This window comes from Oceanobacillus sp. FSL W7-1309, from assembly GCF_038002145.1.
In the GTDB taxonomy this organism is placed as follows: domain Bacteria; phylum Bacillota; class Bacilli; order Bacillales; family Amphibacillaceae; genus Oceanobacillus; species Oceanobacillus profundus.
This window is the reverse complement of sequence record NZ_JBBOBX010000003.1, coordinates 12,198-35,905: the sequence shown is the minus strand read 5'-3', so window position 1 is coordinate 35,905 and position 23,708 is coordinate 12,198. Positions and strand designations below refer to the sequence as shown.

Sequence of the window (23,708 nt, the reverse complement as noted above, 5' to 3'; positions counted from 1 at the left end):
AACAGCCGGTAATGACTACGTAAAAATAGGTATTAAAAATTCCACATTATATCAATGTCCTCACCATCGATTTTTATTCGTTTAACAAGCTTTTGTATTGCTGCTTGTTTTGCAGGGAAATCGGCATCAGTCAAATTTATAACGAGATCATTTATTTGTTCGTCGGATAATTCATTTTTTTCACTTGTGTTTTCCTTTTTTCTTTTTAAAATTGCTTCTTTTTCAGTGTTTAAAATTTCGATTTGTTTATCCAAAGTTTCTTTTGGTATGATACCTTCTGTATACAATCCCAAAACACGTTCTATCTTCTCGGTTACCTTTTTGATTTGGACATCAAAATTAACTTTTTTGGTTTTAGGTTTATTATTTTCTTTACTAACTGTAAGAAATTGAATCTCTTTAATAATTATTTCTTCGATTTTTTTATAGTTCCAATTTTTATTCATGCACTTTTTAGGGTATTCGGATGGAAATCTTCTAGCTCTGCAGATATAATATCTGTAACCTTGACTTGTTGAATAAGTAACGTAAGCTTCACCGCAACAAGAGCACGTTATTAAACCGGATAGCAAGCTCCTTTTCGCTTTATGAGCATTATGCCCTTTATGTCTTTCTAAAAGTGCTTGAACGCGGTTAAATTGATCTTCTGATATGATTGCTTCATGTTTTCCTTTATAATATTCCCCTGCAAAACTAACAAGACCTATATACAATTTATTAGATAAAATATCACGGTATCTTCTAAAACGCCAAACAGGATACCCTCTTAATTTTAGTTCGTTTTGTGCCTTCGTAATCGAATGATACTGTTCATATAAATCAAAAACAGCTTGTATATGTTCTTTTTCATCGGGTTTAATAACTAACTCTCCATCTACTCTTGCATATCCAGAAGGATCATAATCACCGCCCATGCCCCTATATCCCTCTTCAGCTCGTTTGATATGTCCGTTCCGCATGCGTTCAGCTATATTTTCACGTTCTAGTTGTGCAAAAACAGATAGTATACCTATCATTGCTCGTCCAAACGGGGAAGATGTATCTAACGTCTCTGTAAGAGATACGAATTCAACATTATTTTTAAGAAAATTATCTTCTATAAGTTCTAATGTGTCTTTTTGGGATCTTGATAGACGATCTAGTTTATAAACGATAACTACATCTACGTCTTTAATGTCACCTAATAACCTTTGCAAATCAGGGCGATCTATGTTCGAACCGGAGTACCCGCCATCTATGTATGTATCGTGTATATCCCATCCTTTAGACTTACAATATGCTTCTAATTTTTCCTTTTGTGATGGGATACTATAATTTTCTATTTGTTCACGGGTAGACACCCGCATATAAAGTGCCGCTTTCATAATCACTTGCCTCCTAGTATTGTTTAAATGCTCCAATAACTTTTCCGATAAACTTTACTTCTGTTTTTTCTAAATTTATTACTTCTGGAAAATATGAATCATCTGAACTCAATGGAATTAAAGTTAATATATTGTCTGTACGATTGATTTTCTTTACTGTAGCTTCATCTCCATTAACCATAACTGCAGCAATCTGCCCGTTTTCTATTTGTAAATCACGGTCAACTAGCACAAAGCTTCCATTCGCGAATTCTCGATTCATGCTTTCCCCTTTTACTTCGAGGTAAAAAGTATTTCTACCTTCTAGGTTCATCATTGGAGGTGCAGGAGCATAACCAATGATATTTTGTTCGGCTAATATTGGCTCACCCGCAGCAATGGTTCCTATAATAGGTATTTTAACAGCGGTATCATATGTCGCTGGTGATTCACTAATTTCAGGGTTAACTTTTAACTCATTTCCAAAAACTATACCAATATCCACTTGATATACCTTTGCTAGTTTTTGAATCATCTCTAATCCTGGCTTCCTTTTTTCATTCTCATAATGGCTATAAGTTTGTTTGGATACTCCTAGTTTTTTAGCTACTTCTTCTTGGGTCCATCCTTCTAATTTTCTAAGCTCTCTTAATTTTTGTCCGTACATTTTTTTCATCTCCTTTGTAATCTATAATAAGGTACGTATTGACTATTGTCAACATAAAGGCGACAAAATATACTAATAAGTTGTAAATTAGTAGTTGACATCTACTATATGTTGATTTATAGTTGAGTCAACAGATAGGCGACAGATTATAAAGATATTATAAAATTTTATTAGGAGGTGAAATTTTTGAATGGTTGTTTAGTAGAAAAGCGAAAAGAAAAGAAATTAACTCAACAAGAAATAGCAGACAAAATAGGTGTGTCACGCCAATATTACAATGATATCGAAAACGAGAAACGCTCGCCATCTGTGGGTTTAGCTCAAAAAATAGGGGATGTATTGGGGATTGATTGGACTATTTTTTTTACAAACTAGGTCAACGCAGCGTTGACTATAGTCAAAAAACGAGGTGATCATATGACAAAACAAGAGAAGAAAGAACAGATTTTTAAAGAATTGGTTGCCGATTTGTTGAAAGAGAAGAAAGGAAAATGAAGCTAGAAATAACAGGTATTAATTTAAAAGGTCACAACTTCCCAATCCCAGATGGGCTAGACGAACTGCTGAATAACAACAATGGTTGGGGAGTTAAAGATGAAGATTTAAATAATCAATATGAGCGAAAAGTTATTAAGAGTAATGAAGGATTAATAACTAAACTCAAATTAATAGGTTCATAGAAGGGAGCAATCAAATGACATTCGAACAAATGAATAAGTGGACCCAACGCTTTAATCAAATTAAAGGTGCATCACAGAAATTAAAAAACAAGCGACTAGGCAACATGCTAAACGATTTAGTATTAGCACATGGTCCAAATGATTTTCATGCTAGACAAATGTACTTGGCAGTTATGGACGAGATGGAGGTGTAGTAATTGCTTAAAAATCATTATCAAGAGGAAGATTGGCCGGAAATGATTGAGCAGGTGGAAAAACTGTTAAATGTAGGATTGAAAGCAGTTGAGATGGCGGAAAAAGCAGAGTTTAGCACCAAAAATGAATTGCTAGCAGATCTGAGTCGTTCTTTAGAAATTTTAATTACATTAAATCGAAAAAAGATAAATCAAGATGTTGATGAAAAAGCTACAACATTAATTAGGGATTGGTATTGAAGGGAGGTGAGAACAGTGATTTGTCCATATTGCAATCGTAAACCAAATGAAATTCCTGAGTACCAGCAGGGAGCACAGGAAAATGAAATGAATCCAATTGAATACGTGAGAATGGATGAAGGTACTTACCATGTTCAGACAGATTTATTTTGCTGCTCTGATTGTTACTTTAGTCAAGGAATGCCTTTGAACACTGAATTGGTTCAGGCTTTTATGAGGTATCGTGCAAAGGTGGTTGAGTTATCTGGATGGGAAGTTACACCATAAATATTTAACTGAAAGGAGACATACAATATGCAAGTTATAGAAAGAAAAGGACAAAGGGTCCTAACAACCAATCAGTTGGCGATTGGATATGGTGCAGATCCCAAAATAATAAATCGTAATTTCCAGAGGAACGTAGAAAGGTTTGTTGAAGGCAAGCATTATTTCACCCTAACTGGCGAAGAATTAAGGAAATTTAAAGGGTCACGTCAAATTGACCCCACCCTTAAATACACATCTGTTTTATATCTGTGGACAGAAAAAGGAGCATTTCTTCACGCTAAGTCATTAAACACTAATAAAGCATGGGATGTTTATGACAAACTTGTAGATTCATATTTTGTTAAAGCAAAAGTGTTATCAGAGAAAGATCAATTAATTGCTTCAATGAAGCTTACGTTAGAAAATTCGAAGGAATTAGGAGAGATGAAAGAAAAGGTTCACACCCTGGAGAAACGATTAAACAATGAACTTACTCTTAATCATGGACAAGCAACAACTTTGAATCACGAAATTAAAAAACGTATCGAGCAACTTTTTTCGCATGGCATTATGGGTAGTTTGGAAACTAAACGTCAGATGTATTCAAAAATTTATAGTCAATTAAGAAGAGCTTTCCAGGCTCCGACCTACAGAGAAGTCAAAAGAACTGACTACACCGACGCAATTAGATGGATTGAAGCCTGGAGACCAATGTAAGGTTTGGTGTTGCAGCACCATTCCCTCTCATTTCAAAAGTTATTTATTATAGTATACCAGATTCGAACAAGATTATGCATTGAAAAATAAAGAAGGTGAAAAAAATGCAGAAAAGTTATTATGCTATTATTCCAGCTAACATCCGGTATGACAATGACTTAAAGGCAAATGCCAAATTGTTATATGGAGAAATAACTGCATTATGTAATGAAAAAGGATATTGCTGGGCAAGTAATTCATATTTCGCAGAACTTTATAAAGTGAGCAAAGAAACAGTTTCTAGATGGATTAGCCAATTATCGGAGAGGGGCTATATAAAAATTGAAATTATCTACAAAGAGGGTACCAACCAAATAATCAATAGGTATATACGAATTGGTCAAGAGCCTATTGACAAAAAGGTCAATACCCCTATTGACGAAAAAGTCAAAGATAATATTACAGTTATTAATACTACATCTAATACTACATTAGATATACCTTATGTCGAGATAATAAATTATCTCAACAATGTAGCTAATAAAAACTACCGTTCATCTACCCCTAAAAATAAAGCATTAATCAAAGCAAGATGGAATGACGGTTTTAGATTGGATGAATTTAAAAGCGTAATTGATATTAAAACAACAGAATGGAAAAACAATCCTGATATGAGTAAATACCTTAGACCGGAAACACTATTTGGAACAAAGTTTGAAGGTTATCTCAATCAGCAGAACAAACCAAGTGATGATCCGTATGACAATTTGTTTTAAAGGAGGCCAACTATGAAATCTATCAAGGACCTTAACATACTCAAAAGTGCCGGAATAAAGTTGGTCGGTAAACGAACATGTGAAGTATGTAAAAGTGAAGTTCCTGTTTATGAACGAAATGGAGAACAATATAGCGTTTGTTTAACCTGTGATACTAGTAATCTAGCTAAACAACAAACAGATGGTTATGAACCTGCAAAAAGACGAGAATTAGCAAATAAAGCAAGGGCAATTAGCTATATACCGGATGAGCTTCAAAACGTGACATTCGATGATTATTTACCAAAAACAAAGTCACAAAATGAAGCCTTGCAGATTGTTAAAGGATTAATCCAGGAAGAACATAAATCAGTTGTTCTTCAAGGTGATCCCGGCACAGGGAAGTCACATTTATTCCGTTGTGCAAAAAGAGAGATTGAAAAGCAGAAAGTGAAGTGGACTGAAAAAGATTGGCGAGGAAATGACATAAATTATCAAGTGAATAAAATCGTCATTTTCGCTAAAATACCAGAGCTTATGAAGCTAATTCAAAGCACATACAGGGGACGGACAAGTTTAACAGAAGACATCATTCTGGACACTTTAAATAAAGCCGATGTACTTATTCTAGATGAAATAGCAGGAGAACGTTCAAAGTCTGATTCAAATGGATTTGAAACATGGTCCGGTGATATTTTATATCAAATTTTGGATCATAGACAAGGAAAAAACAATCTTTATAACTTGAACTACTCCAGTGCTGAAGTAAAACAAAAATATGGTGAAACACATGGGAAACGGATATTAAGCCGAATGTCAGCTGGTGCAAAAATATTAAAGGTAGATGGTCCAGACCATCGTATGAAAGGATTGATATAAATGTTTCAAGGAATGAAATCAGTAATGGTATTTGATCCAAAAGATACGGATGAGCAAACAGTTACTAAATTTATGGACTGGATGCGTTATAACAAAAGTCCAGTTGGAGATAAGGCGGTAATGTCTGCTGCAGAGACAAGAGAATATTTGCGAAAGCGTGAGGTTGTATGATTGCTAAACCGCCAATTAAACGTATTAAGAAAAGTAGAAAAGAATTAATGGAAGAAAGAGGATTAATCTACTGCTTAAGAGATTTAAATATAATTTTTTCTGAATCTCTTTTGGAGGAGGTTACAGAACTTTACGAACGTGGATACAACCCTGAAGAGATTGGAAACTTACTTGATCGTGATCCGGATGAAATCTTTATAGGATTATTCCATCAGGCAAGAAACAATAAAATAAAGAGATCTTTTGCTTATAGAATGGGTTAACTTAAACAAGTTAAACGGAGTGGTAATTATGCAACAAGTAATGATCTATGAATACCTTGGCACGGAAGAAGACCCAGTATTTACAAAAATATCTGATTTGGACAGAGGTAAATCAATTGAACTTGAAGACATGGAATTATCTCTTAACTCGTTTGGATTATATGAGGTTTCTAACGAATTTTTTCATGAAGGTTTTAACGACATAATGTCATGTTACAAATTCATATGCCAAGAGTTAAGGAACAGACTGTCAAATCAAGATGAATAATAAATGGGAGATTTATTTATGAAACGTAGCAACGAAAACCGTAGTTTGGATGAATTAATTTCCATCGCTGCTGTTGAAGGCTGGGAAATTGACACTAAAAAATATGGCCACAGTAGCGACTGGATTTGTATTAAAGAAAAGTGCATTGGAAGTAATTCAAAGAAGATTGTATTTAATGTTGTGAATGGTTATTTCTCTCTCTATGCACCTTTATCAGAGCAAACAGTACCTTCTATGTTGGCTGATCCAGATTATGAACCTTGGTATGCGAAAATACTTGATTTACTTCATGAAAACTTGAAAAGAGAAAGTTAGATGGTTTAATCGAACAACCGAAAAGTTAGATGTAATCAACTAATCAATAGTTGATAGAAAATGCGGAGTAAAGAAAGCGGGTGAGTACCTTGAAATTCTTAGATTTATTCGCAGGTATAGGCGGCTTCCGGCTAGGTATGGAACAAGCAGGTCATGAATGCGTTGGCTATGTAGAATGGGATAAGTTCGCTAGAAAATCATACGAAGCAATACACAATACAGAAGGGGAGTGGACAGCGTATGACATCACAAGCGTTACAGATGACGATATTCGAAAGCTTAGGGGTCGAGGACGAATTGACGTTATCTGTGGAGGATTCCCATGCCAAGCTTTTTCAGTTGCTGGGAAGCGAGGGGGATTCGATGACACTCGAGGAACTTTATTCTTTGAAATTGTACGTATCGCCAATATCATCAGACCACAATATTTATTCCTTGAGAACGTCAAAGGACTGCTCAACCATGACAAAGGAAATACATTCGAGACAATCCTCCGAACCTTGGATGAACTCGGGTATGATGCGGAATGGCAAGTGCTTAACTCTAAAGACTTCGGAATCCCGCAAAACAGGGAAAGGGTGTTCATTATCGGACATCTTAGAGGAGAGCGTACCCGAAAAATACTTCCTATCAGAGGAACTTATAAAACGCCTAGTATTCAAGTGATTGGAACTACTAAAAATCCAAAAGCACCAGGTACAAATTTTGGGTACTGGGTGCACGATTCAAAAGGAATAGTAGGAGCGTTATCGGCAAGAGATTACAAACAGCCAAAAACAATATTGATTAAAGAAAACGTAAAAAAAGGGTATGTTGAAGCCTGTCCTGGTGATGGTATTAGATTGGATCATCCGAACGGAACAACTGGAAGAGGAAGAATACAAACCCAATCGTCACCAACGTTAACTACGTCAGCTAGTGTAGGAGTATTGTTAGAAGATGAAAATATAAGATATTTAACACCAAAAGAATATTGGAGATTGCAAGGATTTACCGATGAACAGTTCAATATTGCACATAAAGTTAACTCGAAGGTTCAACTCTATAAACAAGCAGGAAATTCAGTGACAGTGAATGTGATTTATGAAATAGCAAAGCGATTAAGTTAGTTTACATTCCGAATAAACTTCTGACTAACGAAAGGAGGCAACCACATGAAATTGTGGACAAATAAAGAGGTGAACTTCTTAAAAGAAAGCCATCAAAAACTATCCATTATTGAAATAGCCAATAAATTAGGTAGAACTTATAAGGCTGTTCAATTGAAGAAATATAAATTGGGTCTAATCGATCAAGATAGAAGTCCAAGGAAAAGTGTAGATTATGCTGTCTACAAGGGTGAAGAACTTCTTGTTATAGGCTCAGCTGTGGAATGTGCTGAAGAATTAAATGTCACACCAGATTACATCATGTGGATGACAACACCTAGCGGACAAAAACGCATCGCAAATAGAAAAAATCCAGATAGAGCAAGAATGGCTATCAGATTGGATGATGACGATGAGTAAATCACTAAGAGCTGGTTATTACCTTCTTTATAGGAGAGAAGGCGAGCATAAAGTTTGGTTGTATGAACGGTTACAGAAGCATGAAATTAAAGCTAGGTTGAGGAAGGGATGCAGGATTGAGGGATGAAGTCAGTTAAAGAACTAGGGTATCTACAAGTAGGAATGATCTTAGTTGATAAAGATGGTAAAGAAGGAACCATCACAGGTTTAGCTGGTGATCCATTAACTGATTTTTTATTAGTCGAAGTAAATAACAGTCAGCATCCAGTAATATGGAGTTGGGATAGAGTACATCCTGGTTTGATGGTTAAAGAGGAGAATAAACAATGAACGATCTGGAGTTATTCAATAATCATTGTCCATTGTGTAAGAAAAGAAAAGCAACTAAATTATGTGACTTTATAGTCAGATATGATAATAGCATTATATTTTTCAGAGACCGGAATCTATTTAATAAAGTTAATTCACCAGGATATAAGCATGAAACATGTGATTTACCGATGTGTGAAGAATGCGCTGAAAAGATTGGTCATCAAGTGGATTTTTGCCCACATCATTATAAATTACATTTACAAGTCGGTTTGTCAAAAGAATTACAGCAATATCAAAGAAAAGCTAAAGCAGAAATGTACGAGAATGCAATATCGGAGGAGAGAAATCAATGAATCTATCAAAATTATTCGAAATCCAAGCAGGATTAGATTATCACATTGTAAAAGAAAAAGGTCTGGAAGGACAGGATTTGCTAGATATGAAGATGCTTTCTTTACAAGTTGAGCTAGGTGAGTGTGCTAATGAGTGGAGAGGGTTTAAGTTTTGGAGTAAGGACCAGGAGCCAAGAACGAAAGTAGGCCTAACATCTTACTATGCTGCTCAACAAGGTTTAACTAGAAACCCACTCCTAGAAGAATACGTTGATTGCCTGCACTTTATATTGAGTATTGGGTTGAGTCTAAATATAAATTCAGAAGATATATGTGTTGATGGAGATTACACGGAACTAGAAACAACTAATACATTCAATAAAATGTTTAAATCAATTAGCGAAGTTCATGATTATATAAATTATGGAGCAAGAGATGATTTAGTTGAAGCATACGACATTATGTTCAGTATGTTTGTAGGTTTAGGAGAATTACAGCTAGGCTTCACATGGGAACAAATCGAACAAGCATATCTTGATAAGAACAAAATTAATCATGATAGGCAGCTGAATGGATATTGAGTCATTTAGAAAAAAGCATTGCTTCATTTAGGGAAACTGCAACCAGTCAAGCCCAAAAAGGCATTAAAAAATATGGCAAGCCTCTGGAGCCACTAGATAACTATAATTGGTTGGATATGGCCAAAAATCCTTGCTCCATCTACTTTATCAAGGTGGGCTAAAAACGAAATTAATCTTTTATTAGACGAATTGGAGGGAAAATGATGAAAAAGTGTATCGAATGTGGAAACACTTCACGCAACCAACGTAGTAGCTTGTGTCAAGAATGCTTTGATAAAGCATTAAAAATTAAAGCATAGGAGGCATTTGGATGGAGAAAACAGCTGTGATTAGACTTGATGAGGATGCAGTTTTTCGGGTTAAAAATGGGGAACTTGAAAAGCTTGATAAACCGGCCAGTGGATTTGGTGAAGTGGTTCAGAAGTGGGAAGCTGGAAAGCTTGGTCGGTATGAGGTTAAGTATACGAAGTGAGGGGAGAAGTTAAATATGGCGATTGAGGGTTTTATGGAAGATTGGGATGGAGAAATGGTTCTCAGTGACATTAGAAACTTCAAAGATGAAAATGACTTCTTGGAACAGGCTGAAAAATATGTGAAAGAAACAAGAGGTAACAGAGTTCCCATTTTAGAACCTCAACTAATGAATGTTGTTTATAATAGCGAAAACGATGAACATTGCTGGATGGCTAAAAAATATGCTGAGAGATCGAGTTTTGAAGGAGAAACAATCACCGTTTATAAATCAGATATTGATTACCAAAACGCAGAAGATTAACTAAATAAATGCTACTGGAACAACCAGGGCAGTAACGAGGGATTTAGTAATCTCTGTTGCTGCCTTTTTATATTTTAGGAGGGGTCATATGCAATTAACATTCAAATTACCTGAAATCGATAGAGATGCGACAAGAGCTGCAGTTGAGTCTGAACTTGAGAAATATCAGATGTATTTACTTATGGATCCAGAAGAATATGAACCAAAAATCACTTCATCGTTTAAATTAGTACCATCTGCACCGAGTAACCAATTCCATTCAAGCACCGAAGAAGCAGCTATAAAAAGGCTGGATATGGAAAATAAAAGAAAAGACTATCTTCTTAAGATTCAAAGGGCTGTTAATAGATTGGCTTACCAGGAGCGTTCATTAATTGTTAAACGTTATTTAAGTGATGATGAAGTATATGATTATGAGGTTTATAATGAGCTAGGATTCAGTGAAAGAAAGTATTATAGGCTTAAAGCAAGAGCATTTTATAAGCTTGCCTTTATTTTACGTATTGAGGTGTATTTGGAAGCAGGTGAAGTAAGTTGAATTTTGTTCAGCCGATAAGAGATCCGGAAGTCATAAGGGAAGTCAAACGATACCTAAAAGAACAGAATGAGCGAAATTATATGCTTTTTGTTACAGGTATTAACTCTGGACTCCGGATATCTGATATTCTTCCTTTACGAGTATCAGACGCTAAAAAGTCATACTTTAAAATAACTGAAATAAAAACTGGAAAAGATAAATACTTGGATATGACTCCACAGTTACAAAGAGAATTCAAAAAATACATTGAAGGCAAAGAGGACCATGAATTCCTATTTAAAAGTAGAGAGGGTATTAACAAGCCTATTGGAAGAAGTATGGCATACAAGATATTACGAAAGGCTGCTAAAGAATTTGATTTGATTGACATTGGTACTCATACATTAAGAAAGACTTTTGGGTATCACCTATATAAACAAACAGGTGATGTAGCATTGCTCCAAAAGATATTAAACCATTCTGAACCAGCATTTACATTACGGTACATCGGTATTGACCAAGACGCAATGAACAAAGCGATAAAAGACTTTAGAATATAAGCCAACCATTTAATTGGAAGGCTTTTTATTTTGTCGTTAACCTATTAGTTATCCATAATAAACGAACGTGTAACTCATTTATTGGTAAGTATGCTAGAATCATATATATCAATGGATTTACCTATATTGCTGAATTACTCAGTATATAAGATATGGGTAACTAATAATCATTAAAGTTAAAAAGGGTGATAAATATGGGAAAATGTTTCTTTTGTAGAAATGAATCATTAGTAAGCTCAAATCAAGTATGGAATTATGATGTGAAATGTAGTTTTTGTGGAACTTACTATATTACCAACACTGCTGTAGACTTGCTGAGTGATGAAATTCGGCACAAGCTATCTATTATTCTAAGGGAAAGAAATAATAGGGGGTTATCTCCTATTAGCATCTTTGAAAAGTATCCTAGTGAAAGAGTAGAAATTAAAATACCGCCAATATATTTAATAGAGGAATTGTTAAAGTCATTTCCTAAATCAGCGACTTCAAAACTCGAACGTAGCTTAATTAACTTAGCTAAGGTAACTGCCTATCAAGGATCAGTAATAAAAATTAATCCAGAGGATAGAACATTGTTTTTCACAGATACAAACAATAGTGTTGAGTATTCTTTTTTAGTCAATCAAATGATAGAAGATGGTTATATTGTAGGAAGTGCTGCAGTTCCTACTGATATGTCTATTACTTTTAAAGGTTGGAATAGAATTGTAGAATTAGAGAATAAAGGTTATGAAGATTCAACTAAGGTATTCGTTGCTATGTGGTTTGATGAACAAATGGATACTATATATTCTAATGCTATTAGTAAGGCAATTGAAAATAATGGATTTGAACCGATTAGAATTGATAAGAAAGAGCATAATAATAAAATTGATGATGAAATTATTGCCGAAATAAGAGAAAGTAAATTTGTTATCGCCGACTTCACGGGGCATAGAGGTGGAGTGTATTTTGAAGCAGGATTTGCCATGGGCTTAGGAAAGAAAGTTATATGGACATGTAGAAACAACGATCTTGAGAATCTTCATTTTGATACAAGGCAATACAGCCACATTGTATGGGAAAATGAAGAAGACTTGTATATCAAACTAATGAATCGAATTAGAGCTACTATTTAAATATATGGCAGACAAATGGCAGAAAAGAAGCAGTTCATTTACAAATAAATAAGATATGATTGTATAGTAGAAAAGTTTATAAGAAGGGTGCCCACGAAATAGTGGGTGCCTTTTTGTATGGTAAGAGTCTGAAGAACATTGGAGTGTTGGTGGTTCTAATTTTTTGAACCATTCATTTCACTTTATGGTTGGTTACACCTACATTTAAACAAAAGCCAATTATTATACTTATTGCTAATTTCTTCATGATGTATCTCCTTTCTAAGTACATTTGACACAAAACTTGTGAAATCCTGTTAATTTAGCAGGAATTTTTATTTAGTTGTCGAATTACATTGATAGGAAAGGAGGTATTTTACATGAGTAAAAGTCATCATTACGCCATAGAACTCAAAAAACAAATCATAAACGCAGTAAATGAATTGGCACCTAACCCACTTGCAGAAAAGGTAACCTGGGGTAATTGTCCACAATGTAGCGAAAAAGAGTCTTATTTTTATATTTATGCCTATAAATATGGAAGATGTCAAGAATGTATGCATGAAGATGGGTTCGAGTATTATCAAACCGTTATGGCAGATAGATTAAAAGAATACAACAAAATCAAGAATGCCATAGACAAAACTTTATTAGAAGTATAAGAACGCTTAATGAAATTCCTCTTTTGTTGAAGTAAGTAGATAGAAGCTAGGGCTGAAAAATGGCTAGAACATCTCAAAAGAGGTGTCTTTTTATATATATACAAAATGAATATGATTATAGATGACAATAAGTGGAGCGAAGGTATGTTGACAATGTTAGAGTGCCTGGAGATCCCACAGGCAGAATAGCTCCCAGATTAACATCGAGTAAACAGTTAAATTATCTTATTATGGCTGTAGAAGTTATTGATAGAGTTTATAATGCATTGCGGGATGACTATAAGAATTTGGTTCGCGTGAAATACTGGTTTTACAAATGTTTTCTTGGGATGAAATGTAAGGTGAGTAAACGTCAAGCAATGAGATGGCGTGACGTAACAATACAAGCAACTATGGAGGGGTTAGGATGGAGGTAAGTTCAACTTAACGGTATCATTAATAAAACCCAGACAGATTGGTCCCTCCCTCTGGGTTTATTCCACGCTTTTTTACCTTAATTCACTTGCAATTTGTCCCTTAACTCCTCAGTCAAGTTATCAAATACTTTAAGGACCATTAAAGCTTCTATGGGTGAAGTCATGACTTTAACTACTGTGGCCTAGCTACTTGTCCCCATTAGCTCATGACAGAATTTGATCCCTTCAGACCTTAGCTCCATAATCGTGTGTTGCACGAGGGAATAGGCGATTTTCCCCAGGTGTTACGCCTGCCGATTATCGCCCGTCGGCGGTGAGGAGACGAGTCTCACAGATACGTCATTACTAAATAATCTAAAGTTATCTCACTCTATAAGGAACAGGGGACTTCAAAAAGTTTGCTAATAAGATCAGCTCCCTTAAGAAAGTTCCCCTTGTTAGGGCTAAGTAAATAATAGCAGATTATATAATCTTGGTAAATAATTAAATTATATTGACCATGCCACTATCATGTCACTTTTGACCTTACTTTCCGTGTTATTATGATAGTATGGGGAAAATATTGGTCTTGCCAGTCTACCGAGGAAAGGTGCGCTGGCGATTTTTAATACCAGTTTTTTAACGCATCCCAATTTAACAAAGAATCTAAAACTTCTTTAGCATTTTGTTGGTCTAGGTCAGCAAACCAATCTAAAACTAAAATAACGAATGCTACACCAAGGCAGCCGTAGAAAAACTTTTTCAATCGATACACTCCTTTTTAACTATATTATTCGACAGGTGATTAGAAATTCCTGCTACTTTTGAAGGGTTTTTAAATGATTTGTCGAATATATAGAAATAGAGAGGTGGTAAATATATGGATTTTGAAAGTATAATTGCAGGCTTGCCTATAGGTGGAATTATTGGTTTTTTAGCTAAAGCAATTTGGGATAAATATATTCAAAGAGCCAGACCAAAATTCTTACTAAGGGAAGCTAAATTAAACAGGTTTAAAACAGAAGAAGATGGGGCTGGTGGTTACTCTACTAGAAGTGTTAGATTAAATCAAGCTGATAACCTTACATTATATTTTGAAATAATAGCATCTAACTCCGGTGATTCAAACACCGCTATCAGTGATGTTCGACTTGAAGTAAATCAAATTAATGATTCGTTTACTAGGTCTACTAGTGATTTAACTTTTTCAGTGGATAATGAGGATGTTAATAGAGCTTTCAATTTAGAAGCTAACACTTGTAAGATAATAACTATTTTACGCAAGTACACAAAATCAGATTATAATGAGGAGTTTATATTTGAGGATGAGGACGCATTAAAATTTAATGTTATATTTACAGACGTTAAAGGAAAAAAGCATCAGTTAAAAGTAGACCCCTCATCTAATTGGACGGCTTTAGAATAGTATTAATTTAATGAAGACATCTCAATGAGATGTCTTTTTAATATACAAATTTAAAAGGAGATGTTAATCATGGCAGACAATAAGTCGTGCGAAGAACTTAACAAACAAGAAGCAAAAGAGTGGAGAGAATATGCAAGTAAACCTTTTTCAAAAGAGGAAGAAGAGTTTCTTGCAGGAACTGATTATGGTACTAGTGAATCTAAAAGCTCTGGAACAATTACGGTAGACTTTGATTGTGCTGATGCACTCAAAGGATTAAAGGCAGTACAACGGGAAGCAAAGAAAGCTACTGCTGCATTGAAAGAGTATGACAATGTAGTTAAACACACCTGCCCAGAATGTAAGACGATTAGCTTGGATTTGAATATACTTACTGCTGATACTCAGTTGTATCAGACCCATAGGCATTGCTACCATTGTGGCTACAAGGATGTGCTTGAACATGACTAGACCAATAACAGCAATGTGCGATAACTGTCATAAGATAACTGATGTATTGTTTAAAGAGAAACGTCATCCGAATGATATACGTGAGACATATTTCAAGTGTGAGCATTGTTATCATCACTACACAGCATTCGTTACGGATAGTAAGGTACGTAAAATGCAGCTTAAGAAGCCATCACTAACTTGGGGTAAACGATTAGAATTGCAAGAGGATATCAACTCACGTATGAGTAAGCTTAAGTACAACCTCATTAACTTTGGTCGTGCTGATCTATGACTGCCTTTCACAAATCAAGGCAATGGAAAAACAAAAGACCGATCATCTTTAAAAGAGATGGGTATAAATGCAAGGAGTGTAGTAGGTACGGTAAGACTACGGTGGCTACGATGGTGCATCACATCTTCCCACTTGAAACTCATTATGAATTAAGATTAGTAAACGATAATCTAATCAGCTTATGTAACAAATGTCATGAGGTAATGCATGATCGAGTTACTAATGAGATCACAGCAAGAGGTAAGACTTGGCAAACCAGAGTGAAGCATAAGTTGTTTCAGTTAACTTGAATTGTGTTAAAACGATAAACAATTCCATTAATTCGAGAAAAAAATGGTATCCCCCCTACTTTGCAGACAATTTTCTGACAACTTATGGAGCGAAGAGGGGAGAAGTTTCCAATAGTGCGAGGTTTTGAAAATATTTTTTTGGGAGGTGAAAGGCGGTGTCAAAAATTCCGACGAAAGAAACAATTAAGCGAAGGACAATTTCAGATATGAAAGCTCTTGAAGTTCATAAACCTCAATATAATCGCTTGATTGACATATATTCCGAACTCGTTTTTCAGTATTTGAAACTGAATGATGAATTTGAAAGCGAGGGTTATCAATACGAATCATACACAGCTGCAGGCGGTGCGAAAAAGTCACCAATTGTAGCAACCCTAGAATCGTTACGAAAAGATATATTAGCATACTCCGACCGTCTTTGCCTAAACCCAAAATCCACTATGCAGCCTAAAGACGGCAATAGCAAGAAAAAGTCAACACTTGCTAGCATATTGAGTAACCTTGACTAAAAAATATAAACACCACGACGTTGTAATGGAGTATGCAAACAGTATTGTCGAAGGTAGAAAGATAGCAAATAAAGAAACCATTCAAATGTGCCAACGATTTTTAGACGATCTGGAAAATACGGAATATGACTTTAAACCAAAAGATGCCGAATTTGTTATTGGCATCATACAAAAAACATTTGTTCATGATAAAGGCGAACGTATAGATGGGACGCCACTAAGAGGACAATCATTTTTATTAGAGCCTTGGCAAATGTTCATTATTTATAATTTGTTAGGATTTTTCCTAGCAGGATCAATTATTAGACGCTATAAAGAAGCGTTTATTTTTTTGCCACGAAAAAACGGTAAAACTAGATTTGTCGCTGCTCTCTCGTGGGCTTTAGCTTTGTTGGAAAGACGAAGCGGTTCAACAATATACATTGTGGGAGCTGCGCTTAGACAAGCCAAACAGGCTTTTGACTATATTAATTTCAATCTTAAACATATGGGCGAAGCTGATAATTTCAGAGTTTTAGCAAATAACCAAGAGTCATCTATTAGTGGTGATTTAGGTGATGGTAGTTTGCACATCGAAGCATTGGCAGCAAATCCAGATAAACAAGATTCCTTGAACTGTAATATTGCAATTGCAGATGAACTTCATGCTTATAAAAAGGCTACTCAATATAACGTAATTAAAGAAGCCATGAAAGCATATACGAATAAATTAATGATTGGCATCACGACTGCAGGGGATAATCAAAATAGTTTTTGTTACAATCGTTTGGTTTATTGCCAAAAAATCTTGTCCGGTTCTGTAAAGGATGAGCAGTATTTTGTATTTATCGCAAAGGCTGATGAAGACAAAGAAGGTAATGTGGATTATACAAGTGCCATCGAACACGAAAAAGCCAACCCTAACTATGGCGTGACTATTCGTCCCGAAGACATAATGAACGATGCTATGCAAGCGCAAAACGATCCGCAGCAGAGAAAAGATTTTCTAGCCAAGTCGATGAACAAATATACAAGCGCTATGTTGGCATGGTTTAATTCTGATGAATTTATTAGATCAGATGCTAAGGTTGTGGAGACATTAGGATTTAGTGGATTTGACAAAGAGGAAATTTTAAAGAAATTGGCTAAATTACCGATTGAGTGGTTTGGTGGTGCCGACCTATCGAAGCGACATGATTTAACTGCGACAGCGTTATACGGAACTTACAAAGATGTTGATATAGCAATTACACACGCTTTCTTCCCGATTGTTGCAGCACATGAAAAAGCAGATGTCGATAATATCCCTCTATTCGGATGGCAAGACGATGGCTGGCTAACAATGTCAAATGATCCAATTGTGGACTATCAAGAAGTTATCAAATGGTTTATCAACATGAAGAAAAAAGGGTTTAAGATTAAACAAGTTGGTTTTGATAAGAAATTCGGAAGAGAATTTTTCTTGGGTATGAAAAAGGCTGGTTTTCGTATTGAAGATACTCCACAATATTTTCACCTGAAATCAGAAGGGTTCAGAAGGATTGAAACTAAGGCTAAGGACGGGAAGTTTTATTATCTCGGTTCAGAAGCCTTTTTATATTGTCTGGAAAATGTTCGAGCAATCGAGCAGACAGATGATGCTATCAAATATGAAAAAGTGCTAGACACTCAAAGAATTGACGTGTTTGATGCAGCTGTGTTTTCATCCATGCAGATGCTAAAAAACTTAGAAAAAGCAGGTACAGCAAGTCAATGGCTGAACAGTTGAAGGTGGTGAGAAATTGAAGTTATTTAATCGATTCAAAAAACGTTCGAAAAGTGTTTTGGAAATCCCGTTTGCTTTTGGTGATTTAAGTACTCCGGGTGCAGCTAAAGGACCAATTGCTGTCACGTTAAATACTGCATATCTAGAGGAAGAAGTCGAAGCAGATATTTTAGGAAAAGAATTGGACGAAAATGGCGGTCTGACAGATGCAGCGAATGATGATCCACCATATATCGCAATTGGTGGACGTGCAGAAAGCGCCCGTGGTGGTTATGAGTATTTTTGGATTTATCGCATGAAGTTAGCGCCTGCTGAAGAAAACAAGGAAACTAAACAGGAAACACCAACTTACCAAACTCCAAACCTATCAGGTGAAGCATTGCCACGACTGCATGATGGACTTGAGAAATACAAGATGTGGGATCAAAGCACAAAGGTTACTGATAAGACAATATTTGATGAATGGTTTAACGAAGTTATCGATAAAAATTGGGCTCCGGAGGTTTAATTTATGCAAATTGAACTTTTTATCGAAGGTGAAAAGAAAGTATTTACCACACCATTTGTGCCTATGCTTGCTAAACGTAAATATATTGAGTTAGAAGCCAAAGTAGAAGAAAAAGTAAATGAAAACAAAAACTACTTCCCATCAGCTAAAGAACAATTAGAGGAAGAGGATGCGATGGTAGGGATATTGGCTAATGTTGTATTTGGTAGTCAATTTACAGTTGAGCAAGTCTATAATGGAGCAAGTGGTGAATATGTAAAATCTAAATTAGCAGAAGCAGTATTTGGAAAACCGAAAACAGAAGGTAATGAGGGAAACGAGCAGGGGAAGTGACGTTTAAAGAAGCGTACACTTCCCTTTTGAATTTATATAAAAAGTTAATGTTCCCGGAATCACCTTACAAAACAGGGTGGACGATGTCTCAAATCGATGAGATGGACGTCCACTTTTTTGATGAAATGTTTAGCGAAAACATTCCACAAGAAAAAGAAGTCTATCTCTCGGCTATTTGGGGTTAGAAAAGGCAGGTGGTGATAATTGGCTCAAAAAGATATTGGTACATTACGAACGAGATTATCCTGGGAAGATGATGGTGCGAATAGATCACTTGAAGGATTTAGAAGAGATTTAAAAGGGTTACGCTCTGAAATGAACCTTGCTAAATCTGGTGGTAAGGATTATACAAACAGCTTAAAAGGAATGCGTCAGCAGTCTGATATTTTAACTCGTCGATTTCAAACCCAAGAGCAAAGAGTAAGGGAATTAAGGAAACGCTACGATGAATCTGTCAAAGTTAAAGGTGAAGATGCTGCAGCTACAAAAGATTTGCAAGCTCAATTAAATAACGCTACAGCTGACATGAACCGTACTGAAGGACAATTGCAACGCCTTAATGAAGAAATAAAACGCATGGAAAGCCCATGGACTCGTCTGGGTGATGGTATGACCAAAACAGGAGAAACGTTGCAAAATGTCGGACGTGGTATGACTGATTTTGGTAAAAACTACACTATGCGTGTGACTGCTCCAATTGTTGCTGGTGGTGTTGCGTTATTTAAAGCGTCTATGGATTATGAATCAGCTTTCGCAGGTGTTCGTAAAACAGTAGACGAATCAGAGGAAGGATATGCAAGGCTTTCTAAAGGCATCCGTGAAATGGCAAAAGAACTTCCTGCATCTGCAACAGAAATTGCAAGTGTTGCTGAAGCTGCAGGTCAGTTAGGGATTGAAAATGATTCGATTCTTTCATTTACACGAACCATTATTGACTTAGGAGAATCTACTAACTTATCACTAGAACAAGCAAGTTCAGAGTTTGCTAGATTTGCGAACATTGTCGGAATGTCACAAGATGACTTTGATAGACTTGGTAGTTCCGTTGTTGGTCTTGGTAACACTATGGCTACAACAGAATCTGAAATAATGTCAATGGCTATGCGTTTAGCTGCACAAGGCTCACAGGTGGGCATGACTGAAGCGCAAATTGTAGCATTATCAGCGACTATGTCATCTTTAGGTATCGAAGCAGAAGCTGGTGGTACAGCCATGACGATGGTACTCAAAAAGATTGATGGGGCAGTTGGCGAATCAGGCAAAGAACTAGGCAAATTTGCTAAGGCTTCAGGTGTTTCGTCAAGTGAGTTTGCAAAAGCTTGGAATGATGATCCGATTAAGGCTCTTGATATATTTATTAAAGGTCTAGCATCATCAAGTGATGAGGGTAAAAACTTAACCAGTATCCTAAGTGATTTAGGCATTAAAGGTATACGTGAATCAGATACAATTTTGCGTATGGCCGGGGCTAGTGATTTGCTTACCGATGCTGTAAATACATCATCAAAGGCATGGGAAGAAAATTCTGCATTAACTGATGAAGCAGCACAGCGTTATGCTACCACAGAATCACAAATTAAGATGATGTGGAACAGAATAAAAGATGTGGCAATTTCACTTGGTGATGCATTAGTACCTGCTGTAATGGATGCGTTAGATGCAGCTGAACCACTCATTTTAAAAATTGAAGAAGGCGCTCAGGCATTTAGTGAAATGGATGAAGAGCAGCAACGAAACATATTGAAGCTAATAGCATTTGCTGCAGCTATCGGTCCTGTTAGTGTTGGTCTTGGTGGCTTAACAACCACAATCGGTGGTGTGCTTAAAATTGGTGGTAGCTTTGCAAGCATGCTCGGTAAAGCAGGCGGAAAAGGTTTATTAGGTCGTATTGCAGGACTTAGCTTAGGTGGTCCAGTAGGACTTGCTATTGCTGGTATTACGACGCTAGGTGGAATATTTTTAGCGACTCGAGATGATGGAGAAAAACTTCATGATATTAATTTAGAAGTTGCTGAAAGCCTAAAAGATACCCATACAGAAGTATCTGAAGCAGCTGCTAGATATGAAGAACTTCGTAACAAAGCAAATCTAACAACTGAAGAATTCGGTAAGCTATTAGACATTCGTAAAGAAATGGCAAGTAATCCAGAAGAAGATGCGTTGAAAGAATTACAATCCAGGTATGATGAACTGCGCGAAAAATCCGGTTTAACAAACGAGCAATTAGATGAATTAATTACTCATAACCAAACGATTGTAGACAATGCCCCTCATACAGCAGAAGCTCATTCTAAGCAAGGTGAAGCAATAGCTGGTGTAAATGAAGAGTTAAAAGATTATCTAGAAAGTTTAAGACAAACTTCATTAGAAAATCTAGAATTAGAAAAAATGAAATGGGCAAAGAATGCAGAAAAACATCAAAAGGATTTAAATGAGGCAAAAAAAGAAGAAAAAGCCATTGATGAAGCGATAGCTAAAATTAGCGAGTATAAAAATATGTCATTAGATGACTTGCAGGCGAAATATTGGGAAATCGCAGACGCACAAAGTAGTTATCTAACATCAGAGGAAGATTCCCTTCGTATGGGTTACGAAAAAGAGTTCATTGAATCCCTATTAAACGATGAATTGATAGAAGGAATAGAGAATCTTCAAAACCAAAAATCTGAGCAAGAAGGTATCATTGAAAATGCAGAAACGGAACTTGCTAAAGGACAAGAAATTGACGCTTTACACGCAGAAATCCTATTAAAGAAACTAGGTATTAATGCTACTGCTGAAGAAGGTATTGGATTAGCCGAAAAACAACTAGAAAGTTTACGTGATGAAAAAGAAGAACTTGAAAAGATATTAAAGAAACAAGGAGATTATAACGGTGAAACGAGCGAACAAATTCGCCTGGTAGACGAAAAAATCAGGGCGCATGAAGAAACCCTTAGTTTGCTTGGTCAAGAAACTGGCCTGTCCTCTGAATTAATCACTAAAGAACAAAAGCGTGAAGCTCAAATAAGACACGTTAATGATGTTTTGTCAGCACAAGCGGGTAAGTTAGATACTAATAACAATAAGATTGATGCTGGAACTGGTAAGGCAAGAACGCAAAACGAAGTGCTAAGAGAATCCATCTTAAAGCATATAGAAACGAGAACTAACACAGACAGCACATATAGAAGTTTAGGAAGTGCAGTTACCAAAACTATTAGATTGAGTGTTAATGCCGGAGCTTTAAATGGTGCACTTGCTGGCATCCCTCGTGGTTATGCCACAGGAACAGACAACCATCCTGGCGGTCCATTTATTGCAGGCGAAGAAGGCTGGGAACTCGGGCGCATGGGTAACCGCTGGGAAATGCTTAATTTAGGAATGTACGATCGTCCACAGGGATATGAAGTATTTACGCATGATGAATCCAAGAAAATCATCAGTGCTTTAAATCGTATGCCTGGGTATGCCACTGGTGCACGTCCGAATGGTGAAGCTGATAGGGTGGTCAGCCAATTAAATAATACACAATCTATTGAAAATACCGAGACTGTCAATCTGCTGACAAGAATCGCAGTTGCCATTGAGTCTGGTCATAGCATACAGATTGAAGGCAGAGAGGTAATGAGAGCGACTGCTAAGCATTTTGATGAAGGTTTAAATAATATCGGCGACAGAAGACAAGCAGCATGGGGTGGTTAAATGAGAGCTTCCAAATTAAAGATTAATGATGTTTATACTGATGAATATGGTATAAGTCCAAAAGGAAGGGTTGAAGTTCCCACTCCTGAGCAAGATGTTGTTCATACAGAAGTAAAGGGGCGACATGGCAGCTTAACTAAAAAGTACGGGTTTAAGGATATTCTTTTACCTGTGCATTTTACTATGCATGGGGAATCATTTAAAATGATTTTCCGTAAAGCAAAGATGAAGCTAATAGATGCTAAAACACTAGTGTTTGATGATGACTATGAAGTGCATTATAAAGTTAAAAGCGTCCAAATAGTAACGGCTGAAAATTTAATTAAGAAGTTTGGAGAATTTACCGTGATGTTCACCCTAGCGCCGTTCCAGTTTGAAACTAACCAGACCAAAACAATAACTGTCCGAACGACTTTAACCAATCAAGGTTATGAATCAGAGCCAATTATTACAGTTCATTGTTCCGGGATGGGTAAGATTTATATTAATAATGTTCCTATCACCATACAGAACATAAACGGAACAATCATAATTGATTCAGAACTCATGAATGCATATGGAAACAACAACGGTATTATCACCAATCTAAATAATCACATGATTGGTGATTTTCCTATATTTAAAAATGGGTCTAATGTGATTGATTTTGATGGAGCTATTACAAAATTAGAGGTTAACCCTAGATGGAGGTGGGTGTGATGAGTGAAAAAATCGAAAGCAAAGAAAGTGGTTTTATTATGGATTTGGGAATAGGAAATGTTGAAATGAAAAATATGGATTGGAGTAAGGGTACTTACTGTGATGAAGATGGAAATGTAATGACCAAAGAAGAATTTGACGAATTTCGAATTAAAAAGTTAGAAGCAAAAGTTACGGCTTTGGAACAGGCAATATCATCTTTTCTACGTCAACTTAATCTTAAAGTAGATAAAGATGAAATTATAAATGCTATTAATTTATCTACAGAAGATAAAAATATTGAAGGTAATAAAATAAGTATTGATCACAGAACGTTAAATACCAAGTAGCGTTCT

At 35.9% G+C, this 23,708-nt stretch carries 38 protein-coding genes; 35 read left to right on the top strand and 3 right to left on the bottom strand.

What is annotated here, in order from left to right; all coding sequences use genetic code 11:
* Positions 1–32: 32 nt before the first annotated feature.
* On the bottom strand, positions 33–1,364 hold the full coding sequence (locus tag NST46_RS21825; protein ID WP_341137814.1) for a recombinase family protein: 1,332 nt from the start codon (positions 1,362–1,364) through the stop codon (positions 33–35).
* Between the two features lie 13 nt (positions 1,365–1,377).
* On the bottom strand, positions 1,378–2,010 hold the full coding sequence (locus NST46_RS21820) for a LexA family protein (RefSeq protein ID WP_341137813.1): 633 nt from the start codon (positions 2,008–2,010) through the stop codon (positions 1,378–1,380).
* Positions 2,011–2,187: 177 nt separating this feature from the next.
* Between NST46_RS21820 and NST46_RS21815 the strand changes: the two genes are divergently transcribed.
* The 24 genes from NST46_RS21815 to NST46_RS21700 all read left to right on the top strand — a co-directional run bounded on the left by NST46_RS21815 (position 2,188) and on the right by NST46_RS21700 (position 13,061).
* A complete protein-coding gene (locus tag NST46_RS21815) occupies positions 2,188–2,385 on the top strand; it encodes a helix-turn-helix transcriptional regulator (RefSeq protein ID WP_445321747.1) in 198 nt (65 codons plus the stop codon).
* Positions 2,386–2,501: 116 nt separating this feature from the next.
* Positions 2,502–2,690, top strand: a complete 189-nt coding sequence (locus NST46_RS21810) for a hypothetical protein (RefSeq protein ID WP_341137811.1) — start codon at positions 2,502–2,504, stop codon at positions 2,688–2,690.
* 14 nt (positions 2,691–2,704) lie between these two features.
* A complete protein-coding gene (locus NST46_RS21805; RefSeq protein WP_341137810.1) occupies positions 2,705–2,884 on the top strand; it encodes a hypothetical protein in 180 nt (59 codons plus the stop codon).
* A 3-nt stretch (positions 2,885–2,887) separates the two neighbouring features.
* Positions 2,888–3,124 (top strand): hypothetical protein, encoded by a 237-nt coding sequence (locus NST46_RS21800; RefSeq protein ID WP_341137809.1) that lies wholly within the window; start codon positions 2,888–2,890, stop codon positions 3,122–3,124.
* A 15-nt stretch (positions 3,125–3,139) separates the two neighbouring features.
* Complete coding sequence (locus NST46_RS21795; RefSeq protein WP_341137808.1) at positions 3,140–3,391, top strand: hypothetical protein; 252 nt, start codon at positions 3,140–3,142, stop codon at positions 3,389–3,391.
* A 27-nt stretch (positions 3,392–3,418) separates the two neighbouring features.
* Positions 3,419–4,087 (top strand): ORF6N domain-containing protein, encoded by a 669-nt coding sequence (locus NST46_RS21790; protein ID WP_341137807.1) that lies wholly within the window; start codon positions 3,419–3,421, stop codon positions 4,085–4,087.
* A 104-nt stretch (positions 4,088–4,191) separates the two neighbouring features.
* On the top strand, positions 4,192–4,842 hold the full coding sequence (locus NST46_RS21785; RefSeq protein ID WP_341137806.1) for a conserved phage C-terminal domain-containing protein: 651 nt from the start codon (positions 4,192–4,194) through the stop codon (positions 4,840–4,842).
* A gap of 12 nt (positions 4,843–4,854) precedes the next feature.
* On the top strand, positions 4,855–5,700 hold the full coding sequence (locus NST46_RS21780; protein ID WP_341137805.1) for a hypothetical protein: 846 nt from the start codon (positions 4,855–4,857) through the stop codon (positions 5,698–5,700).
* The gene (locus NST46_RS21775) at positions 5,701–5,871 is read left to right on the top strand and encodes a hypothetical protein (RefSeq protein WP_341137804.1); all 171 of its coding nucleotides are present in this window, start codon (positions 5,701–5,703) and stop codon (positions 5,869–5,871) included.
* Complete coding sequence (locus NST46_RS21770; RefSeq protein WP_341137803.1) at positions 5,868–6,134, top strand: hypothetical protein; 267 nt, start codon at positions 5,868–5,870, stop codon at positions 6,132–6,134. Before NST46_RS21775 ends, NST46_RS21770 begins: the two co-directional genes overlap by 4 nt.
* Positions 6,135–6,162: 28 nt before the next feature.
* A complete protein-coding gene (locus NST46_RS21765; protein ID WP_341137802.1) occupies positions 6,163–6,402 on the top strand; it encodes a hypothetical protein in 240 nt (79 codons plus the stop codon).
* Between the two features lie 18 nt (positions 6,403–6,420).
* Positions 6,421–6,717 (top strand): hypothetical protein, encoded by a 297-nt coding sequence (locus tag NST46_RS21760; RefSeq protein ID WP_341137801.1) that lies wholly within the window; start codon positions 6,421–6,423, stop codon positions 6,715–6,717.
* Positions 6,718–6,806: 89 nt separating this feature from the next.
* A complete protein-coding gene (locus NST46_RS21755) occupies positions 6,807–7,826 on the top strand; it encodes a DNA cytosine methyltransferase (RefSeq protein ID WP_341137800.1) in 1,020 nt (339 codons plus the stop codon).
* Between the two features lie 45 nt (positions 7,827–7,871).
* Positions 7,872–8,225: a hypothetical protein gene (locus NST46_RS21750; protein WP_341137799.1), complete on the top strand. Its 354-nt coding sequence runs from the start codon at positions 7,872–7,874 to the stop codon at positions 8,223–8,225.
* A gap of 123 nt (positions 8,226–8,348) precedes the next feature.
* Positions 8,349–8,555 (top strand): hypothetical protein, encoded by a 207-nt coding sequence (locus NST46_RS21745; protein ID WP_341137798.1) that lies wholly within the window; start codon positions 8,349–8,351, stop codon positions 8,553–8,555.
* Positions 8,552–8,890 (top strand): hypothetical protein, encoded by a 339-nt coding sequence (locus NST46_RS21740; protein WP_341137797.1) that lies wholly within the window; start codon positions 8,552–8,554, stop codon positions 8,888–8,890. Before NST46_RS21745 ends, NST46_RS21740 begins: the two co-directional genes overlap by 4 nt.
* A complete protein-coding gene (locus NST46_RS21735) occupies positions 8,887–9,450 on the top strand; it encodes a dUTP diphosphatase (protein ID WP_341137796.1) in 564 nt (187 codons plus the stop codon). Before NST46_RS21740 ends, NST46_RS21735 begins: the two co-directional genes overlap by 4 nt.
* Positions 9,447–9,611 carry a hypothetical protein gene (locus tag NST46_RS21730; RefSeq protein WP_341137795.1) on the top strand — a complete coding sequence of 55 codons (165 nt, stop codon included), beginning with the start codon at positions 9,447–9,449 and terminating at the stop codon, positions 9,609–9,611. Before NST46_RS21735 ends, NST46_RS21730 begins: the two co-directional genes overlap by 4 nt.
* Positions 9,612–9,760: 149 nt before the next feature.
* Complete coding sequence (locus NST46_RS21725; protein WP_341137794.1) at positions 9,761–9,922, top strand: DUF3954 domain-containing protein; 162 nt, start codon at positions 9,761–9,763, stop codon at positions 9,920–9,922.
* A gap of 15 nt (positions 9,923–9,937) precedes the next feature.
* On the top strand, positions 9,938–10,225 hold the full coding sequence (locus tag NST46_RS21720) for a hypothetical protein (protein WP_341137793.1): 288 nt from the start codon (positions 9,938–9,940) through the stop codon (positions 10,223–10,225).
* Between the two features lie 88 nt (positions 10,226–10,313).
* Positions 10,314–10,763, top strand: coding sequence for an ArpU family phage packaging/lysis transcriptional regulator (locus NST46_RS21715; RefSeq protein ID WP_341137792.1), 450 nt, complete (start codon positions 10,314–10,316; stop codon positions 10,761–10,763).
* Positions 10,760–11,302: a site-specific integrase gene (locus NST46_RS21710; RefSeq protein WP_341137791.1), complete on the top strand. Its 543-nt coding sequence runs from the start codon at positions 10,760–10,762 to the stop codon at positions 11,300–11,302. Before NST46_RS21715 ends, NST46_RS21710 begins: the two co-directional genes overlap by 4 nt.
* A 194-nt stretch (positions 11,303–11,496) precedes the next feature.
* Positions 11,497–12,420 (top strand): nucleoside 2-deoxyribosyltransferase, encoded by a 924-nt coding sequence (locus NST46_RS21705; RefSeq protein WP_341137790.1) that lies wholly within the window; start codon positions 11,497–11,499, stop codon positions 12,418–12,420.
* A 359-nt stretch (positions 12,421–12,779) separates the two neighbouring features.
* Positions 12,780–13,061, top strand: coding sequence for a hypothetical protein (locus NST46_RS21700; protein ID WP_341137789.1), 282 nt, complete (start codon positions 12,780–12,782; stop codon positions 13,059–13,061).
* Between the two features lie 1,020 nt (positions 13,062–14,081).
* On the opposite strand, the gene NST46_RS21695 is transcribed toward NST46_RS21700, so the two are convergent.
* Positions 14,082–14,222, bottom strand: coding sequence for a hypothetical protein (locus NST46_RS21695; protein ID WP_341137788.1), 141 nt, complete (start codon positions 14,220–14,222; stop codon positions 14,082–14,084).
* 114 nt (positions 14,223–14,336) lie between these two features.
* On the opposite strand from NST46_RS21695, the gene NST46_RS21690 reads away from it, so the two are divergent.
* From NST46_RS21690 to NST46_RS21640, 11 genes are all read left to right on the top strand, one after another.
* Complete coding sequence (locus NST46_RS21690) at positions 14,337–14,882, top strand: hypothetical protein (RefSeq protein WP_341137787.1); 546 nt, start codon at positions 14,337–14,339, stop codon at positions 14,880–14,882.
* A gap of 69 nt (positions 14,883–14,951) precedes the next feature.
* Positions 14,952–15,332 carry a hypothetical protein gene (locus NST46_RS21685; RefSeq protein ID WP_341137786.1) on the top strand — a complete coding sequence of 127 codons (381 nt, stop codon included), beginning with the start codon at positions 14,952–14,954 and terminating at the stop codon, positions 15,330–15,332.
* Positions 15,325–15,606 carry a hypothetical protein gene (locus NST46_RS21680; protein ID WP_341137785.1) on the top strand — a complete coding sequence of 94 codons (282 nt, stop codon included), beginning with the start codon at positions 15,325–15,327 and terminating at the stop codon, positions 15,604–15,606. Before NST46_RS21685 ends, NST46_RS21680 begins: the two co-directional genes overlap by 8 nt.
* Positions 15,603–15,896: an HNH endonuclease gene (locus NST46_RS21675; RefSeq protein ID WP_341137784.1), complete on the top strand. Its 294-nt coding sequence runs from the start codon at positions 15,603–15,605 to the stop codon at positions 15,894–15,896. Before NST46_RS21680 ends, NST46_RS21675 begins: the two co-directional genes overlap by 4 nt.
* Positions 15,897–16,051: 155 nt before the next feature.
* Complete coding sequence (locus NST46_RS21670) at positions 16,052–16,405, top strand: P27 family phage terminase small subunit (RefSeq protein WP_341137783.1); 354 nt, start codon at positions 16,052–16,054, stop codon at positions 16,403–16,405.
* 25 nt (positions 16,406–16,430) lie between these two features.
* The gene (locus NST46_RS21665; RefSeq protein ID WP_341137817.1) at positions 16,431–18,152 is read left to right on the top strand and encodes a terminase large subunit; all 1,722 of its coding nucleotides are present in this window, start codon (positions 16,431–16,433) and stop codon (positions 18,150–18,152) included.
* A 13-nt stretch (positions 18,153–18,165) separates the two neighbouring features.
* Entirely contained in the window at positions 18,166–18,657 is a 492-nt protein-coding gene (locus tag NST46_RS21660; protein ID WP_341137782.1) for a major tail protein, read from the top strand.
* A gap of 3 nt (positions 18,658–18,660) precedes the next feature.
* The gene (gpG, locus tag NST46_RS21655) at positions 18,661–18,990 is read left to right on the top strand and encodes a phage tail assembly chaperone G (protein ID WP_341137781.1); all 330 of its coding nucleotides are present in this window, start codon (positions 18,661–18,663) and stop codon (positions 18,988–18,990) included.
* 204 nt (positions 18,991–19,194) lie between these two features.
* Positions 19,195–22,674 (top strand): phage tail tape measure protein, encoded by a 3,480-nt coding sequence (locus NST46_RS21650; RefSeq protein WP_341137780.1) that lies wholly within the window; start codon positions 19,195–19,197, stop codon positions 22,672–22,674.
* Positions 22,675–23,373 (top strand): phage tail protein, encoded by a 699-nt coding sequence (locus NST46_RS21645; protein ID WP_341137779.1) that lies wholly within the window; start codon positions 22,675–22,677, stop codon positions 23,371–23,373.
* Positions 23,373–23,702, top strand: a complete 330-nt coding sequence (locus NST46_RS21640) for a hypothetical protein (protein WP_341137778.1) — start codon at positions 23,373–23,375, stop codon at positions 23,700–23,702. The genes NST46_RS21645 and NST46_RS21640 overlap by 1 nt, the downstream gene beginning before the upstream one ends.
* Positions 23,703–23,708: the final 6 nt, after the last annotated feature.

Excerpts from the sequence above, each read along its gene's own strand:
- NST46_RS21825 (WP_341137814.1), bottom strand. The coding sequence starts at position 1,364 with ATGAAAGCGGCACTTTATATGCGGGTGTCTACCCGTGAACAAATAGAA.
- NST46_RS21820 (WP_341137813.1), bottom strand. The coding sequence starts at position 2,010 with ATGTACGGACAAAAATTAAGAGAGCTTAGAAAATTAGAAGGATGGACC.
- NST46_RS21810 (WP_341137811.1), top strand. The coding sequence starts at position 2,502 with ATGAAGCTAGAAATAACAGGTATTAATTTAAAAGGTCACAACTTCCCA.
- NST46_RS21805 (WP_341137810.1), top strand. The coding sequence starts at position 2,705 with ATGACATTCGAACAAATGAATAAGTGGACCCAACGCTTTAATCAAATT.
- NST46_RS21790 (WP_341137807.1), top strand. The coding sequence starts at position 3,419 with ATGCAAGTTATAGAAAGAAAAGGACAAAGGGTCCTAACAACCAATCAG.
- NST46_RS21785 (WP_341137806.1), top strand. The coding sequence starts at position 4,192 with ATGCAGAAAAGTTATTATGCTATTATTCCAGCTAACATCCGGTATGAC.
- NST46_RS21780 (WP_341137805.1), top strand. The coding sequence starts at position 4,855 with ATGAAATCTATCAAGGACCTTAACATACTCAAAAGTGCCGGAATAAAG.
- NST46_RS21775 (WP_341137804.1), top strand. The coding sequence starts at position 5,701 with ATGTTTCAAGGAATGAAATCAGTAATGGTATTTGATCCAAAAGATACG.
- NST46_RS21770 (WP_341137803.1), top strand. The coding sequence starts at position 5,868 with ATGATTGCTAAACCGCCAATTAAACGTATTAAGAAAAGTAGAAAAGAA.
- NST46_RS21765 (WP_341137802.1), top strand. The coding sequence starts at position 6,163 with ATGCAACAAGTAATGATCTATGAATACCTTGGCACGGAAGAAGACCCA.
- NST46_RS21760 (WP_341137801.1), top strand. The coding sequence starts at position 6,421 with ATGAAACGTAGCAACGAAAACCGTAGTTTGGATGAATTAATTTCCATC.
- NST46_RS21750 (WP_341137799.1), top strand. The coding sequence starts at position 7,872 with ATGAAATTGTGGACAAATAAAGAGGTGAACTTCTTAAAAGAAAGCCAT.
- NST46_RS21745 (WP_341137798.1), top strand. The coding sequence starts at position 8,349 with ATGAAGTCAGTTAAAGAACTAGGGTATCTACAAGTAGGAATGATCTTA.
- NST46_RS21740 (WP_341137797.1), top strand. The coding sequence starts at position 8,552 with ATGAACGATCTGGAGTTATTCAATAATCATTGTCCATTGTGTAAGAAA.
- NST46_RS21735 (WP_341137796.1), top strand. The coding sequence starts at position 8,887 with ATGAATCTATCAAAATTATTCGAAATCCAAGCAGGATTAGATTATCAC.
- NST46_RS21725 (WP_341137794.1), top strand. The coding sequence starts at position 9,761 with ATGGAGAAAACAGCTGTGATTAGACTTGATGAGGATGCAGTTTTTCGG.
- NST46_RS21720 (WP_341137793.1), top strand. The coding sequence starts at position 9,938 with ATGGCGATTGAGGGTTTTATGGAAGATTGGGATGGAGAAATGGTTCTC.
- NST46_RS21715 (WP_341137792.1), top strand. The coding sequence starts at position 10,314 with ATGCAATTAACATTCAAATTACCTGAAATCGATAGAGATGCGACAAGA.
- NST46_RS21705 (WP_341137790.1), top strand. The coding sequence starts at position 11,497 with ATGGGAAAATGTTTCTTTTGTAGAAATGAATCATTAGTAAGCTCAAAT.
- NST46_RS21700 (WP_341137789.1), top strand. The coding sequence starts at position 12,780 with ATGAGTAAAAGTCATCATTACGCCATAGAACTCAAAAAACAAATCATA.
- NST46_RS21690 (WP_341137787.1), top strand. The coding sequence starts at position 14,337 with ATGGATTTTGAAAGTATAATTGCAGGCTTGCCTATAGGTGGAATTATT.
- NST46_RS21685 (WP_341137786.1), top strand. The coding sequence starts at position 14,952 with ATGGCAGACAATAAGTCGTGCGAAGAACTTAACAAACAAGAAGCAAAA.
- NST46_RS21680 (WP_341137785.1), top strand. The coding sequence starts at position 15,325 with ATGACTAGACCAATAACAGCAATGTGCGATAACTGTCATAAGATAACT.
- NST46_RS21675 (WP_341137784.1), top strand. The coding sequence starts at position 15,603 with ATGACTGCCTTTCACAAATCAAGGCAATGGAAAAACAAAAGACCGATC.
- NST46_RS21665 (WP_341137817.1), top strand. The coding sequence starts at position 16,431 with ATGGAGTATGCAAACAGTATTGTCGAAGGTAGAAAGATAGCAAATAAA.
- gpG (WP_341137781.1), top strand. The coding sequence starts at position 18,661 with ATGCAAATTGAACTTTTTATCGAAGGTGAAAAGAAAGTATTTACCACA.
- NST46_RS21645 (WP_341137779.1), top strand. The coding sequence starts at position 22,675 with ATGAGAGCTTCCAAATTAAAGATTAATGATGTTTATACTGATGAATAT.
- NST46_RS21640 (WP_341137778.1), top strand. The coding sequence starts at position 23,373 with ATGAGTGAAAAAATCGAAAGCAAAGAAAGTGGTTTTATTATGGATTTG.